Origin of the sequence: Paraburkholderia fungorum (assembly GCF_046027215.1) — a bacterium.
Classification (GTDB): domain Bacteria; phylum Pseudomonadota; class Gammaproteobacteria; order Burkholderiales; family Burkholderiaceae; genus Paraburkholderia; species Paraburkholderia fungorum_D.
The window spans coordinates 2677323-2693080 of sequence record NZ_JAQQEN010000002.1; the positions used below are offsets into that span (position 1 = coordinate 2677323).

Annotated in this window: 13 protein-coding genes; 6 read left to right on the top strand and 7 right to left on the bottom strand. The window is 63.4% G+C overall.

Annotated elements, in window-relative coordinates:
* Window positions 1-723 precede the first annotated feature (723 nt).
* From PQR27_RS32310 to PQR27_RS32325, 4 genes are all read left to right on the top strand, one after another.
* Window positions 724-975 (top strand): hypothetical protein, encoded by a 252-nt coding sequence (locus tag PQR27_RS32310; protein ID WP_035560791.1) that lies wholly within the window; start codon window positions 724-726, stop codon window positions 973-975.
* Between the two features lie 389 nt (window positions 976-1364).
* Window positions 1365-2360 (top strand): DedA family protein/thiosulfate sulfurtransferase GlpE, encoded by a 996-nt coding sequence (locus PQR27_RS32315; RefSeq protein WP_408527619.1) that lies wholly within the window; start codon window positions 1365-1367, stop codon window positions 2358-2360.
* Window positions 2361-2450: 90 nt separating this feature from the next.
* Window positions 2451-4163 (top strand): FAD-dependent oxidoreductase, encoded by a 1713-nt coding sequence (locus PQR27_RS32320; RefSeq protein WP_408527620.1) that lies wholly within the window; start codon window positions 2451-2453, stop codon window positions 4161-4163.
* Window positions 4164-4312: 149 nt separating this feature from the next.
* Window positions 4313-5536: a winged helix-turn-helix domain-containing protein gene (locus PQR27_RS32325; RefSeq protein WP_408527621.1), complete on the top strand. Its 1224-nt coding sequence runs from the start codon at window positions 4313-4315 to the stop codon at window positions 5534-5536.
* Window positions 5537-5558: 22 nt separating this feature from the next.
* On the opposite strand, the gene PQR27_RS32330 is transcribed toward PQR27_RS32325, so the two are convergent.
* The 6 genes from PQR27_RS32330 to PQR27_RS32355 form a co-directional block, all read right to left on the bottom strand.
* Complete coding sequence (locus tag PQR27_RS32330; protein ID WP_408527622.1) at window positions 5559-6158, bottom strand: LysE family translocator; 600 nt, start codon at window positions 6156-6158, stop codon at window positions 5559-5561.
* 154 nt (window positions 6159-6312) lie between these two features.
* Complete coding sequence (locus PQR27_RS32335; RefSeq protein ID WP_408527623.1) at window positions 6313-6570, bottom strand: hypothetical protein; 258 nt, start codon at window positions 6568-6570, stop codon at window positions 6313-6315.
* A gap of 117 nt (window positions 6571-6687) precedes the next feature.
* Window positions 6688-8871 carry an NHL repeat-containing protein gene (locus PQR27_RS32340; RefSeq protein WP_408527624.1) on the bottom strand — a complete coding sequence of 728 codons (2184 nt, stop codon included), beginning with the start codon at window positions 8869-8871 and terminating at the stop codon, window positions 6688-6690.
* A gap of 362 nt (window positions 8872-9233) precedes the next feature.
* A complete protein-coding gene (gene scpB, locus PQR27_RS32345; protein WP_408527625.1) occupies window positions 9234-10034 on the bottom strand; it encodes a methylmalonyl-CoA decarboxylase in 801 nt (266 codons plus the stop codon).
* The gene (locus tag PQR27_RS32350; RefSeq protein WP_408527626.1) at window positions 10031-11290 is read right to left on the bottom strand and encodes a CaiB/BaiF CoA transferase family protein; all 1260 of its coding nucleotides are present in this window, start codon (window positions 11288-11290) and stop codon (window positions 10031-10033) included. The genes scpB and PQR27_RS32350 overlap by 4 nt, the downstream gene beginning before the upstream one ends.
* Window positions 11291-11329: 39 nt before the next feature.
* Window positions 11330-12658 (bottom strand): MFS transporter, encoded by a 1329-nt coding sequence (locus PQR27_RS32355; protein ID WP_408527627.1) that lies wholly within the window; start codon window positions 12656-12658, stop codon window positions 11330-11332.
* A gap of 175 nt (window positions 12659-12833) precedes the next feature.
* Here PQR27_RS32355 and PQR27_RS32360 point away from each other — a divergent pair, with 175 nt between their 5' ends.
* Window positions 12834-13751: a LysR substrate-binding domain-containing protein gene (locus PQR27_RS32360; protein WP_408527628.1), complete on the top strand. Its 918-nt coding sequence runs from the start codon at window positions 12834-12836 to the stop codon at window positions 13749-13751.
* 23 nt (window positions 13752-13774) lie between these two features.
* Here PQR27_RS32360 and PQR27_RS32365 read toward each other — a convergent pair whose 3' ends face one another.
* Window positions 13775-14674 carry a DMT family transporter gene (locus PQR27_RS32365; RefSeq protein ID WP_408527629.1) on the bottom strand — a complete coding sequence of 300 codons (900 nt, stop codon included), beginning with the start codon at window positions 14672-14674 and terminating at the stop codon, window positions 13775-13777.
* A 158-nt stretch (window positions 14675-14832) separates the two neighbouring features.
* Between PQR27_RS32365 and PQR27_RS32370 the strand changes: the two genes are divergently transcribed.
* Entirely contained in the window at window positions 14833-15750 is a 918-nt protein-coding gene (locus PQR27_RS32370) for a helix-turn-helix domain-containing protein (RefSeq protein WP_408527630.1), read from the top strand.
* Window positions 15751-15758 lie beyond the last annotated feature (8 nt).

Consider the following 15758-nt stretch of genomic DNA (forward strand, 5'->3'; position numbering starts at 1 on the left):
GCGCAGGCAGACCGCTGCTGTTTCGAAGGGACGAATTGTGTCTGCTGCCCTGATATCGGCGCAGTGTAGCGCTTTTGCAAGCCGCGCGACGCATCTGGCACCGGTTTTCAACGGCTACCCACCACGCGTGAATCAACTCTGCATGAGCAACTCAGCGCTAGATAAACCCGATTGATTTACTGAGGAAAGCCTCAAGACAACGGGGTTAATGCAAGGACGAACTTCATTGGTCTGATAGATCGGCGTTAGCCCCACCTCGACAGCCTGGTATTGACGCATCAGGATGGAGCCGTCAGCGCCCAGTGGGTTTGTAAGGGCCGGCTGACCCGAGTAACAACGGCGTTTAGCAGCCCGTCCTCTTCAGGGACGGGCTATTTTTTTGCCGGTCGCGATCCATCTCGCCGGTCCGCCCCTCTCCTTCACCACATAACCGAAGCGCGCGTCGCCCCCGTGACAGCCGGGGAGAAGTGTTGCACCGCCACGGGGCACGAAAAATGCATTCGTCGCGCCGGTGAGTCGCGTTAAACTGGTTATCAGTGCCGGGCGTCATGGCACACGCCGTGCGGCGGGCCGCGTCAGCCAACGCTCGCAGCGGCGCGCGGGGCAAGCAGACGGATGAACGGGCAAACACCCAAGGCGTGAATGCAGCGCGACAGACAGCGCGCCATCCTGCCCGGACGCCCGTACAATGGTTCGATCAACAACGGAACAAGGACAACCTCGATGCGCACTACCGGGTCCTCCGGGTCAATGGCCCTGCTCACCGAATACGACGACGCAACGGCGCGCGAACTCCGCTCGCTGCGCCTCGAATCGACCGAAGACGGCAAAGGCATTCTTCTGGTCGAAGTCGATGAGCGCAAGCCAGGCATTCACCGCGAAGTGCGCTACGAAATCACGCCGGCTGAACTGATTGCGGCGATTCGCGCGCATGGCGCCGAGTTGCCCGGCGAACAGCATAATCATCGTCAATAAGCGCGGGCACGCCGCGTCGCGTTTTGATTCGCGAGCGTCGGAGACGGATGCCGTGTGTCGGCTCTGCAATACCGGGCGGCCACGCGCCGCCGCGCCTCAAGCCGTTGCTTTTCCATCCGCGCTATAAATTGCCTGAGCTTTGACATTCGGTGCGTGGCTTCCACGCAACCCTGGCGCCTGGCTTTTTTTCATACCTTTTTATTGCGAAAGGCTGGTCGGACGGCCAGCCGGTCAGCACGCCGACGTGCGCCCGCGCTAGCCCTTTTTGCGCTGGAACCACAGCCATCCTGGGCGGCCGGTTGCACGTATTGAAAATGCGTCCATAATTCTTGCATTCTCCTTCGATTTCCTACCTGCCCCGCTCCCGAAAGGGCTGCGGATGTAAGCCGATGCTACATGATCTCGTCGAGCAATATGGGCCGGCGCTCGTTTTCGCCAACGTGCTGGCCGCCTCGCTTGGGCTGCCGGTGCCGGCGATGCCGTCGCTCGTGCTGTTTGGCGCGATGGCTGCCATGCACCCCGGCTCTGTGGGCACCCAACTGGTGCCGGTTCTTGTGTTGTCCATCTTCGCCACGCTAATCGGCGACAGTGCGTGGTATCTCGCCGGGCGCCTGTACGGCGGTAACACGCTGAAAACGATTTGCCGTCTCTCGTTGTCGCGTGACACCTGTGTAAAAAAGACCGAACGCTTTTTCGGCCGCTGGGGCGTACGTGTGCTGGCGGTGGCAAAGTTCGTCCCGGGCCTGTCGATCGTCTCGATTCCGATGGCCGGCGCCATGGGTACGCGCTACCGTACGTTCCTCACGTACGACAGCATCGGCGCAGCGTTGTGGTCCGGCACCGGTCTGATTGTCGGCGCGTTGTTCGCGCAGCAGATCGACATGCTGTTCGCCGCCGCGGGGCGCCTCGGCCGCACCGCCGGACTGGTGGCCGTCGCCTTGCTGTTGTTGTACGCAGCTTATCGCTGGATCCGCCGGCGTCAGCTGATTTCGAAGCTCGCGTCCGCCCGTATTGAAGTCGACGAACTGGCGGCGCTGGTCGCGGCCGGCAAAACGCCGGTGCTGTTCGACATCCGTTCGCAGGAAAAACGCAAGCTCGATCCGTTCGTGATTCCGGGTTCGGAATTCGCCGACGAGCGGCAACTCGATGAGATCGTCGCGAGATTTCCGCACGATCAGAAGCTGGTGATTTACTGTTCGTGCCCGAATGAGATTTCCGCGGCATGGATGGCCAAGCAGTTAAACGAGGCCGGCTTCTCCGATGTGCTGCCGTTACGCGGCGGCATGGAAGCCTGGCGCGATTCGGGCAAGACGGTGGAAGCGCTGCCCAACACGCCGCCGCCGGTCGTGGCGGTGGACGACGATATCGCGCCGAAGGCCGTGTAGCGCAGCAGCGCATCTGGATTGGCGCCCTCGCGCGCCCGCGCCGCTTCGCCCGTGTCGATCAAACCGGATGAACACCGAAGGAGCGGTTCAATGCTTGCGATTCAAGAAGTTGAAGGGCAACAAACCGTCGTCGCCGACGCGCCGTTTTCGTCGCTTGCGACACGTATGCACCAGATGTTCCCCACACTCACATGTGAAGAAATCAAGCGTCTGCGCCGGTTCGGCGAACAGCAGAATTGGCAGGCCGGTGATCTGCTGTTCGAGACCGGCCACACCGGCCCGGGCATGTTTGTGCTGCTGGAGGGGCGCGTCAAGGTCTATCAGCGCGACGGCATCGGGCGGGAACTCATGATCGGCGAGCATGGACCCGGCAATTTCCTCGCTGAAGTCGGTCAACTATCCGGGCGGCCCGCGCTAGTGAACGGCAGAGCGCTGACGCCAGTCGATGCGCTGCTGATTCCACCTGACCAGTTGCGCGCGCTGATCGTCGCTGAGGCCGAACTCGGCGAGCGCATCATGCGGGCGCTGATCCTGCGGCGCGTGTCGCTGATCGAGAAAGGCGCGGGCGGCCCGATCCTGATCGGCACCAGCAGCGACGCGCGACTCGTCATGTTGCAAGGCTTCCTGTCGCGCAACGGCCATCCGCATTCGGTCATCGACGAACGCGACGAAGACGCGCTGCGTCTGATTGAGCAATTCGCCGCACAGCAGGAAGACATGCCGCTGGTGATCTGCCCGGACGGCACCGTGCTGCGCCATCCGAGCATGCCGGAACTGGCCACCTGTCTTGGCTTGCTGCCCGATCTTGACGATAGCCATGTGTACGACGTCGCGATCGTCGGCGCCGGGCCGGCGGGTCTCGCCACCGCGGTGTATGCGGCCTCGGAGGGGCTCTCGGTGATCGTGCTCGACAGCCGCGCGCCGGGCGGCCAGGCAGGCGCCAGCTCGCGGATCGAAAACTATCTCGGCTTTCCGACCGGCATCTCCGGACAGGCGCTGGCGGGCCGCGCATTCGTGCAGGCGCAGAAGTTCGGCGCGCACGTCGCGATTCCGGTCAACGTGAAAGCGCTGCATTGCGAGGCGTCGCCGCATCAGCTGGAGCTCAAGTGCGGCGGCCATATTTCGGCCCGCGCAATTGTCATCGCCAGCGGTGCCGTTTATCGGCGCCCAGCACTCGAAGGCCTCGACCGTTTCGACGGACGCGGCGTGTACTACTGGGCTTCGCCGGTTGAAGCCAAGTTGTGCAAGCGCTCGGAAATCGTCCTCGTGGGCGGCGGTAACTCGGCGGGCCAGGCGATCGTCTATCTGGCAACGCATGCGGCCAAAGTCCATGTGCTGATTCGCCGGAGCGGCTTTGAAGCCACCATGTCGCGCTACCTGATCGACCGTATCCGTTCGCTGCCGAATGTGTTTGTCCACCCGAATTCGGAGATCGGCCAACTCGAAGCGGACGAAAGCGGTCTGGCCGCGGTACGCCTGAAGAAGCCGCTGCCGGACGGCACCAATCACTTCGACACGCGGCATCTATTCCTCTTCACCGGCGCCGACCCGAATACCGACTGGCTGCGCACCTGCGGCGTGGAACTCGATGGCAAGGGCTTCGTGCTTACGGGCGCCAGCGTGGATGGCGCATCGGCTTGCGATCTCGCCACCACCGTCGAAGGCGTGTATGCGATCGGCGACGCGCGCGCCGGATCGACGAAGCGGGTTGCGGCGGCAGTCGGCGAAGGCGCCGCCGTGGTGGCGCAAATCCATCAGCTGCTGGCGGTATCGGCCGGCGAAGCAGTCGCGCTGGGCGCCTGACCTGCCGCGGCCGAACTCAGCATCCGGCGGCGCCTGCGGCGCGCCGGGCGCCGATTCGTCTGGCGTATTCACGCTACAGTAGCGGCTGCTGATCCTGGCCGGACCTCGCGTCCGCTTCCCAAGCAGTCACTCCCTGACCGATCACCCGCGTGAAGACTCTCCCGCTATCCGCAGCCCGCACCTTGCATCTGGCCGCACAAGGTTTGCTGACACCGCCGCGCCGCAAAGCCGTCAAAGCCGACGTGCTCGACACCATCCACCGCATGGCGCAATTGCAGATCGACACGATTCACGTCGTCGCGCGCAGCCCCTATCTCGTTCTGTTCAGCCGGCTCGGTGCCTATCCGCAGCAATGGCTCGACGAGCATCTCGCCGAAGGCAAACTATTCGAGTACTGGTCACACGAAGCCTGCTTCGTGCCGATCGAAGACTACGGCCTGCTGCGTCACCGCATGCTCGATCCGAGCGGCATGGGCTGGAAGTACGCGGCGGACTGGCACAAGCTGCATCGCAAGGCGATCGAAAAACTGCTCGCGCATATCCGTGCGACCGGCCCGGTGCGCTCAGCGGATTTCGCCCGCGAGGCGGGCAAGGGCAACGGCTGGTGGGACTGGAAGCCGGAGAAGCGCCACCTCGAGGTGCTGTTCGCCATCGGGCAGTTGATGGTGGCGGAGCGGCGCAATTTTCAGCGCGTCTACGACCTGACCGAGCGCGTGCTGCCGCACTGGGACGATGCCCGCGATCTGCCGCCGGCCCACACCGTCACTGACGAAGTCTTGCGCCGGACGTGCCGCGCGCTCGGCGTCGCGCGGGCCGACTGGGTTGCCGATTACTACCGCTTGCCGCGCCGTCCGTATCGCGTCGAATTGCATGCGCTGGCCGATCAGGGCGAACTGATCCCGGTTCAGGTGGAAGGCTGGAAACAGGACACGTTCGTGCATCGCGACTTCACGTCGATGATCGACGACGCCGCCAGCGGCAAGCTCGCGTCAACGGTCACCACGGTGCTCTCGCCATTCGATCCGGTCGTGTGGGATCGCAAGCGCGCCGCCGCGCTCTTCGACTTCGACTATGCGATCGAGTGCTATACACCAGCGGCAAAGCGCAAATACGGCTATTTCGTACTGCCGCTTCTGAGCCGGGGGCGTCTGGTCGGCCGCGTGGATGCGAAAGCGCATCGCACCCAAGGCGTGTTCGAACTGAAGTCGCTGCACATGGAAGATGGCGTGCGCCTGAGTGCGCGTCTGGCGGGCGACCTGCGCCGTGCATTGCAGCGTTGCGCCGATTGGCACGGCACGCCTCAACTTGAACTCACGTCGGGGACGCCGGAATGGCTCGAAGCGTTGAGCGCGGAGAACGGCGTGCAGGCATAACCTCGCCGCACCGCACGCATGCTCAATGTAGCGCCGCCCACGCGAGCGACAACGAAAATACGCCGAGCACGATCGACGCACCGCGCTGCATCTTCACCGGATTCAGCCATGTGAGGTTGCCGCTACCGAGCGCCGCGCCGAACGCAATCCACGCGAGCGCGATCGGCACCAGCAGACAGGCAAACGTCAGCATCGCGAAGGCATAGGCCGGCATCTCTACGAATGCGACAGCCGGAAAGATCGTGCCGGCGAACAACAGGCCTTTGGGATTGAGCAGCGTGGCCACGAACAAGGTGCGCATACCGCTCGCCCGCTGCGTCGATACAGGCAGCGCCACCGCCGCACGCCACATATCGACGGCCAGATAGGCGATGTACAGCCCACTCACCACGCGCAGCAACGACGGCAACCATGGCAGCGCATGTGCGGCTTGCGCAAGAAAACGCCCCCATACGGAAATCGACACCAGATAACCGACGAGTTCGGCAGCGATCAGCGGCAACGATCGCTGCACGCCCTGGCGCAAACCGGCTGCCGCAAGCAGCGTGTTGGTGGGACCCGGCGTAATCAGCACGACGATAATGCCGACAGCCAGTAGCACGATAGCGGACGCAGAGAGCATGAAAAAAGGTGCAATGTTTGAGAACAGTGCACCTTTTTATCACAGAGGAGCGGGCCGCCGGAATGACGCGAAGAATGGCAACGCCAAACGCCCGCGCCACATCGACCTTACGCCGATGCGAATCACGCCATTCACAGGCGGCGTGCCACCGCCTTCAGCGATCGATCTTCGCGCGCAACTCGCGCGCGGCTTCCAGCAGGCCTTCGTAACCCGAACGCGCGTGCTCCGGCAGATCGGGATCGCCGACGAATGCGCCGAGCGTTTCGATCAGGCTATACAGAATGCCCTTTGCGGCCCCCGAAGCAATGCTGCCTGACGATACCTGCTGGTCGACGTGACTCAGCGCTGCATCGAGATGTTCGAGGTCGGGCCGATCGCCCGTGGGTGGCTTTGGCGAAACGTCTTGCGTCATGATGGAACATCTCTCCTGTTAAAGCGTCGGTGAACAAGCCATCCTTTCACGTTGTTATATACCGATCGTGCGTCGCCGTCCATTGGGCGATCGACGCAGTATGAGGTGCGTTAAGGATCAGGGCGTCCATCGATACATGAGGATTTTCGCGCGCGCATCGTCTTCGAGCAGCACGACGTATTCGCCGTTATCGCGCCGCACCGCGCTGATGCCGAGATACACGTCCACCCAGCCGGTGGTGTTGCCGACACTCGCGCCCGGCGTCATATAACCCACCGCCTGACCGGTGCGCGCATCGTACACGTCCACTTTCGCGGTGTACAACTCGGCCACGAAGAGGTAATTGCCCGCCACCGCGACGCCTACGGTCGTCGTCTGCGGATTGCTTTGCGTGTTCCACGGTAACGAGATCGCGTATTGCTGCGTCGGTGTGCCGGAACGCCAGTTGTCATAGCGCGCGAGCACCGGGCCAGCCTCCTTCCAGTGGGTCGGATCCCATGGAATGGCGCTCGTGAAGCCGGAGATGTACATGGTGTCGGTGGCGGCAAGGTAGACGATGCGCGCAATCCGCGTGAACGGCGGCGGCATCGCGAACATCGTCGAACTCGCGTAGGTGTAGATCGGGTTGCCGGCGGTGTCGAGTCCTTGCAAAGGCATCTCGCGGATGCCGCTGGCCGGCGTGGCAAGCCATACGTTGCCCTGCATATCGACCCAAAAGAAGCCGTTGCCGACCGTGCTGCCCGTCGACGGATTGCTGCTGATCTCGCTGGCATCCACCGTGCCGTTGCCATCGCTGTCGCGCCACAGCCATTCACCATACGCGGGCTGGCCGGCGGGCCATGTGCCCGGCAGCGGATTTTGCGCCAGCAGGCCGGACGGAATCGCCATTTCGCCATGCGCCGCGTCGAAGCGATATACGTTCAGATAATGCGCGCCCGGATCGAGCGTGTAGAGAAACCGTTGACCGTTGATTCGCCGCACCATCGGCTCGCCGCGCACGCCGCGCGGCTCGTGGAATGCCGGGTCGTCGGGATAATCGAAACGGTCGAGCGTAAACGCCGCGTACGACCATTCGTGCCCAACCGGCTGACGGTAATCGAGCGTAAAGCGTTTCGAGCCGGTATAGACGGAATTGGGCGTGGCCGGATCGAACGCGGCGCTGTCGACAAAGGTCAGCCCGTACAACCGCCAGTTGAACGCGTGCGTGCTGAACACGTAACTTTCCAGCACCGCGCCTTGACCGACCGATGCCGAACCGAGCGGTCGCGGCCCTTCGCCGTTCTGCGCGACATACAGATTGCCGGCCGGATCGACACCGATACCCGTAATGCCATTGAAGCGCCAATTGCCCGGCACGCCTTTGGTCGTGTGGAAGATGCCGTTGCGCGTGCCGATCGGCGCAGTGGGTTGCGGCTGGCCGTTGGCGTCCTTGTTGAAGACGAGAATCTGTTGCGACGCTCCGTTATCCGCGACCAGAATCTGTCCCGACGGCGTGACGGCGATATCAGTCGGCACCGTGCCTGCGGGCAACGCCAACGTGCCGGCGAGCGCAGTGCCATTTGCGGCGTAATGCAAAATACTTAGGTTTCCCGATGAGACGCCGCTCATCACCCACAACGTCGAATCCGTATCCACCGCGATGCGCCCCGGCGACGGCAGGTTCCACGAGCGCAAGCGCTGCATCGTGTTCGCGTCGTAGACGAGAATCCGACTATTTGCCGTATCCGCGACATACAGTTCGGTATCGGTGGCGGCCATGCCACGAACGCTCGCATCGGTGCCGGTCGGCACGGTATTGAGCAGCAAAAAACTGTTCTTCGTCGCGTTGGCACTGTTGCCGATGCCGCCGCCAAACGGTGCGCCATTCGCCAGATTGGCGAGTGTGCGACGCGTAACGCCGTACCACGTCTGATCGGCCGGCGGATAGTCCGCTCCGACCAGGCCGTTGTTCTCGTTGCCGATCGACATCGCGGCGTACAGGTAGGTATGGTTCGTCGCGACGGCATCGCCACCGGTGTTGCCCCAGCCGTGCGTCGAACCGGCCACGGCAATCTTGTCGCCCGCGCGATAGGCGCCGATCTCGCTGCCGCTCTCGTCCCATGGCGCATTGGTGTAAACGGTGCCATCCGCGCCGACGCTGATCGCCTGAATGTCCTGCTGCATCCACTTGCCGTCGCCAAAGCCGAAGCTATTGCCGATCCAGGACGTGGTGTAGGTCAGTTGCGACTGAGCGGATGCACTGAGCGGAACAAGACCGTGGAAGAAAAATACAGCCACGCCAAGGCGAGAAAAGAATTTCACGACGATGTTTCCTTGCGAGGTGCGACGCGCGCACAGCCGCGTGTCTGGCGCGCTTGCGCAGGCATGCGGATCGTGAGCTGTCGCGCATACGTGAACGTTGGCGCTTCATCCTCGCATAGAAAAAGCGGAAATTTATTCGTAAATAATTCCCGGTGAGTGATAGATCGATTAAATAATTCGCACCGCCAATGGCGGATGCGTGGCTCCTGGAAAAGCTCACCCGTGGCTCATTCCGGTGCCTTTTTCGCTCCCGAAAACGCTCACCTTAAACGCCCGCCGGTGCGTGCAGAACGATTCGAAACATCACCATTGCCTGAATGGCGAAAGCCGCGCGGCATTGCGCCGCCCGGCGGTCCCAACATTCACTCGCCGCCAAACACCGGCGGCCGCCGCTCGGAAAACGCCGTCAGTCCTTCCGTGAAATCAGTGCTCTCACACGCCCTCCGGCGCAATTCGGCAATCTGCTCCATCGCCTGAACTGGCATCGGTTGCAAGTCTTCAAGGATGCGCAGTTGCTCTTTCACCGCCTGGATCGCTAGCGGCGCCTTGCCTGCTATCCCGCGCGCAAGTTCAAGCGCGGTCGCTTCCAGCCTGTCGCTATCGACCAGACGATTGATCACGCCAAACCGCTCAGCACGCTGCGCATCTAGCGGACGAGCGCTGAAGAACATTTCCTTCAGCACATGAATCGGCAAATTGTTGAAGAAGCGCAGCAGGCCGCTCGTCGTATACGGCAAGCCGATGTTTGCCGGCGTCATCGCAAACTGCGCGCTGCCGTCGGCAACCACGAGGTCGCAACTCATGGCGAGATCGACCGCGCCGCCCCATGCCGACCCCGACACCATGGCGATCACCACGCCGGGATAGGCACGCACGCGGCGCAGCACCCGTTCCAGCGGCTTGTCGTAAGCGATCGGATCGCGGTCGTGCGCCAGCTCGCCCAGGTCGTGGCCCGCGCTCCAGACGTCCTGGCCTACGCCACTGCCGAGTATCACGACCGGCATGCGCTGCGCCGCGAGTTCGACGAGGCGCGCGTCGAGCGCGTGCAGCAGCTCGGCGCTGAGCGCATTTCTGCGCGCAGGATGACTGAAGGTCAAGCGTGCGATCCGTTCATCCACGATATCGACCGTCACCGTGAACGACGAGGTTGGCGTCATGTTCATTGCGTCACTCCCGCAGCGGGTTCCGAGGCTGTTGCCAGCGTACGGTATTCGCCCTGTTGATGCACGGCCTTCGCGGCAAGCAGCGCCTCGATCGACGCAGCATCGAATCCGGCCTCGCGCAATACGTCCACGGTGTGTTCACCGAGGCCCGGCGGCGCATGGCGGCTGATGTGCGCTGCAGTCGTCCCCTGCGCCGCCGGATTGGACACCGGCGTCACCACCTGGCGCAGCGCACCGAGTGTCGGATGCTCGAGCGTTTCTACCAGCCGGCAATGCTGCACCTGCGGGTCGTCGAATACTTCGTTTAGCGTATTGATCGGCCCCGCCGGCAAACCCGCGCCGATGAACAGCTCGGTCCACTCACGTTTGCTGCGCATCTTCAAGCGGGTTTCAAGCACCGCCTTCAATTCATCACGATGCGCGACGCGTGCTTCGTTGGTCGCGAATCGCGGGTCGTCCGGCAGCGCGGGCAGATCGAGCAGATGACACAGGCGCAGCCACATGTCGGACGTGATCGGCGCCAGGTTAAGCGGGCCGTCCGCGGTCTCGAACACGCCATACGGTGCAATCACCGCATGCGCGTTGCCAGTGCGGCGCGGCACATCGCCAAGGCTCAGATAACGCTGGCCATGCACGCTCAGCAGCCCAACCAGACTGGCGAGCAAGGATGTACTCACGTGCTGGCCACGCCCGGTTCGCTCACGCTCCAGAAGCGCGGCGAGAACCGCCATCGCGAGCCACATGCCGGAGCTCAGGTCGCCGATCGCGGTACCGGTGCGCGTGGGGTCGCCATCGGCGAAACCGGTCAGGCTCATCAAGCCCGAATAGCCTTGCGCAATCTGGTCGAAACCCGGCCAGCCGCTCATCGGACCGTCCGCGCCGAACGCGTTGATGCTGCCCATCACGAGCCGCGGATTGCGCGCGCTGAGCACGTCATAACCCAAGCCCATGCTGTCGATAGTGCCGGGCTTGAAGTTCTCGATCACCACGTCGGCGTCGTCGATCAGCCGGTGGATGGCGGCCAGTCCCTCGGGGTGGCGAAAGTCGATGCACACGCCACGCTTGTTGCGGTTGCAGGACAGATAGTAGGTACTCACGCCCCGGTCGAACGGCCCCCAGGTTCGGCTCATGTCGCCGCCCGGGCCTGGCTCGACCTTGATGACGTCCGCGCCGAGGTCGGCCAGCACCATCGAGCAGAACGGCCCCGACAGCGCGCGGCTCAGTTCGACAACCTTGATTCCTTGTAACGCGTGCATCCGGTTCTCCAGCGAATTGATGACAGGTAAGTGAGCGCGCTATTCCGGCAGCGTCTGATGACGCGTCTCGACGGCAAACGGCAGAATCAGCAGACCGATCACGAAGGCCGCGGCCGTCCACGCAACCGGCAGACCGAGTGAGCCTTGCCAGTGAATCGCGGCAGCCAGCAGGAAGTTGACGCCCGCGCCGAGTAGCCGGCCCACCGAAGCATTAAAGGCGAAAGCGGTAGCGCGTATCCGGGTCGGGTACTGCTCGGGCAGCCACAACGAGAAAATCGCGAAATTGCCGCCGAAGAACCCGAGGAACAGCAGCGACACCATGAACAGATTGAGTCCATTTGGCAGGTAGAAGACCCAGCCGAACGCGAATACGATCGACATCGCCATGCCGGCAAAGTACGCGCCAAGCGCGAGCCGGCGCCCAAGCCGTTCGGCCAGCCACGGCGCCACCAGACAGCCGAGAATCGTCCCGACCGACAACACCGCCGCCCCGATCGACGCGAGATGCACGGCGCCGACTTTGTCGATGCCGGCGCGCGTCGCCAGTGTCACGACCGCGCTCGCTTCGTAGACTGAACCGGCCCACAAGCCGATGATCGCGACACCCACGAGGCTCGCGCTGGTGAGCGTCCGGCGCCGATACGCCGGAGCGAATATCTCCAGCAATGGCCGGCGGGCGGGTGCAGCCGGCGCATTCGTATGACCCACGCCATGCGCGGCCTTGCGCCACTGACCCGGCTCTTTTACCTTGAGCACCGTAAAGATCGCCAGCAACGCGGGCGCGAGGCCACAGAGGAACATCACGCGCCAGCCGTATGTCGCGCCGACCGTGTAGTTCAGCAAGGCGGCGAGAAAAAAGCCGACGTAGTAGCCAGTCTGCAGATAGCCCGCGCCCATCTTGCGACGATCCTCCGGCCAGCTCTCGGCCACATAGGTACCGGCCAGAGCCCATTCGCCGCCCACCCCGATGCCCGCGATCAACCGGAACGCCGCCAACTCCCAGACGTTGTGCGCGAACGCCGCGGCGCCGGTAAACACGGAATAGATCAGGATGCTCGCGGCCAGCGTCCTGACCCGCCCGAAGCGGTCGGCCAGCGGTCCCCAGATAAACGAGAGGCCCCAGCCGATCAGAAACAGCGCGAACAGGATCGAGCCATACATGCCGAGATTGCCTGGCGTGGCGGCAATGCCCGAGGCGGGCAGCAACTCGGTCAGCGCCGGGATCAGCACCAGCGCGTAAATCACCGAATCCACGCCATCCAGAACCCATCCCGAATAAACCGCCCAGAAGCCGCCTATCTGCTCGCGGGTGAGGGGCGTGCGCCGGGGCTTGGTCCCCTGCGCAGATACAGCGATCGCTTTGGACATCCTTGTCTCCTAGCCAGCCTGCGCCGGCAGTTCTGATGCGGCGCCAGCCGGTCAGGCCATGCGCACTTCGGTTTTTGTGGACTCAGTATAAGAATGCGATCGATAGTCGAAAAATATGATATTCCTCTAATACAATCTGATTTTCTTATGGCTCAGGCACGGCGAGGACACACGCATGGATCTGCGGCAATTGCGGTATTTCGTCAAAGTGGTGGAGTGCGGCAACGTCACGCGCGCCAGCGAGGCGCTGCATATCGCTCAGCCCGCGATCAGCCAGCAGATGCGCAATCTGGAGCGTGACCTGGGCATGCTGCTGTTCGAGCGCAGCGTGCATGGCGTGGCGCCGACCGCGGCGGGGCAAACCCTGTACCGGCACGCGGTCGAACTGCTGCGGCAAGCCGACAACACGCGCGAGTTGCTGCGCCAGGACGCGGAGCTGCCACAGGGCAAAGTGTCGGTCGCCATGCCGTCGAGTACGGCGCGCATGGTTGCCATTCCGCTTGCGCGCACGATTCGCGACCGTTATCCGGGCATCGCACTCGAGTTGATCGAAGCGCCAAGCGCGGACCTCGCCGGTCTGATCGGCGGCGGGCGGGTGGACCTGGCCGTCGTGGTCGACGCGGTCGAAACGCGTGGCGTGGCCGCACAGCGGCTGCTCACCGAGGCGTTGTACCTGATTGCGTGGCCGGAGTTTTCCATGCCGGGCGAGCCTGTGGCGATCGCCGAACTGGCGCGCATGCCGCTGATCCTGCCGAGCGCGCCGAATACGATTCGCAGCCGCGTCGAATGGGCGCTGCGCGAAGCCGGCCTGTCGTGCGAGATTCTGTTCGAGGCCAGTTCCACCGCGCTGCTATTTGCGGCGGTCATGGCGCAATTGGGTGTCACGATCCTGCCGTGGACCGCCGCACACGTCGAACTGGACGAGCACAAGCTCAAACTTGCAAAGGTCGATCACCGGCTGTTCTCGCGTGACCTGTCGCTCTGCTGGCACGACACGGCGCTGCTCAGCAACGCCGTGCAGAAGGTGAAGGAAACGACGCTCGAACTATTCGAGCGCCTCGGCAGGCGAGTGGAGTGGGCGGCGGCGGACTAGGACGCCGCCGCGCGCCGGCACGATCAGGAAGGCTGCACGCGGCGCGCAAAGATTCGCCGCGTCAAATCGAACGCCACCAGATTGCCGGCCACCACCAGCACGAGCCCAACCACCGCCAATCCGGACCATTGATAACCTTCGAACACGGTCGACGCCGCCAGCGCCACGATCGGAAACAGCACGGTGCAGTAAGCCGCCCGTTCCGGTCCGATGCGCCCGACCAGCATCAGATACGCGGTGAAGCCGATCACCGAGCCGAACACCGCCAGATAGGCGAGCGCACCCAGATAACGCGCGTCCGGCTCGATAGCGAAGGAAAAGCCAGCCAGCGCGCTGCCAATCGTCAAAACGCTGGCGCCGATCAGCATCGCCCAGCTATTGGTGGCGAACGGGTGCAAACCCATTGATTGCATCCGGCTCGACAACAGATTGCCGGCGGAGAAGCACAAGGTTCCGAGAAATGCGATCGCGAGGCCGAACCACGCTGCGTGGTCGCCGAGATGTCCGGCCATCTGCTGAACGAACAGGCAGACAATGCCGACCAGGCCGAGCGCCGCGCCGGCAATCGCGGTGGGCTGCAAAGGGCGGCCCATGAACAGGCGTCCGTTGATCGAGTTCAGAAGCGGCGCGGTCGAAAACACCACCGCCACGAGTCCGCTCGGCACGACCTGTTCGGCGTAGTAAAAGCACAGAAAGTTGACGCAAAACAGCGCCAGACCCTGCGCGGCCAGGTAGCGCCATGCGTCGCGCGGCGGCCAGATCGGACGGCGCATCAGGCGTAGCAGCGCGAACAGCACCAGCGCGGCGATCCAGAAACGCCACGCGATCGACACCGGCGGCGGCACCGACCCGAGCTGCCATTTAATCGCGATCCAGGTGGTGCCCCAGATCAGAACGGTGACGGCATAGAGCAACATATTCATGGCGCGGCCTGCAGAATATAAAACGGAAGCTCAACTATCCTGCAGCAGACCTGGCCGGAGTTGTCCAGGATTGCGCACTTTTAGGTGGCGCACGGCGATCGTCAACGGCTCGCCCTATACTGACGGTTACCCAGTCTCAGACGCCTTTCGCTCGTCCCGTGAACGCCAGCCCGCCCGCCTCTGTGATCGACTCCACCGAAACGCCGTTCGGCCTTCATTCGGTGTGTCACACGCTGCGCAGCGCCAATGCGAATCTCGAACGGTTCGCGTGGCTCGGCGATCAACTGGCGATCGCGGTGTGGACGCGCGACACCGAGGAAGCCGAGACCATCTATGACCAGCCCGGCCACCATACGCTCTCGTGCTATCTGGACGGCGGCTATCGCACCGAACGTCAGAAGATACCCGGCTACGGCGCGCCGACGCGGCTCTGCGCGCTGCCCGGCGATCACGAATCGCGCTGGTGGGTCCGCGGCCATATGCATTTCATGCATCTGTACTTTCTGCCCGAACACTTCACGCAACGCGCGGTGCAGGAACTCGATCGTGAGCCGCGTGAACTGACGCTCGCCGATCGCACCTATTTCGAAGACGCCCATATCGCGTGCCTCTGTCAGACGCTCGCCAACGAAAACTGGCTGGACCCCGACGGCCTGCTGCGCACCAATGAAACCGCGCATCAGGTGTTAAGCCTGCTGCTGCGCGCACAAGGCATACGCCGAACCGATGCAGCACTGAAGGGCGGCTTGTCGGTGGCAACCCGGCGGCGCCTGCGGGACTACATCGAAAGCCATCTCGGGCAAAAGCTCACACTCCGCGAACTGGCCGGTGTCGCGGCGTTATCGGAGTTTCACCTCGCGCGTATGTTCCGCACGTCGTTCGGACTGCCGCCCGCCGCGTGGATCGCGCAGCAGCGGCTCGATCGCGCGCGTACGCTGCTGCGCACCACCGCGCTGCCGCTTGCGCAGGTAGCCGAACAATGCGGTTATGCGGACGTCAGCCATTTCAGCCACCGTTTTCGCGAGAACGTCGGCGTTGCGCCGGCTGCATTCCGGCAGGCCGTCGGCGCCCGATAGCGGCAGCG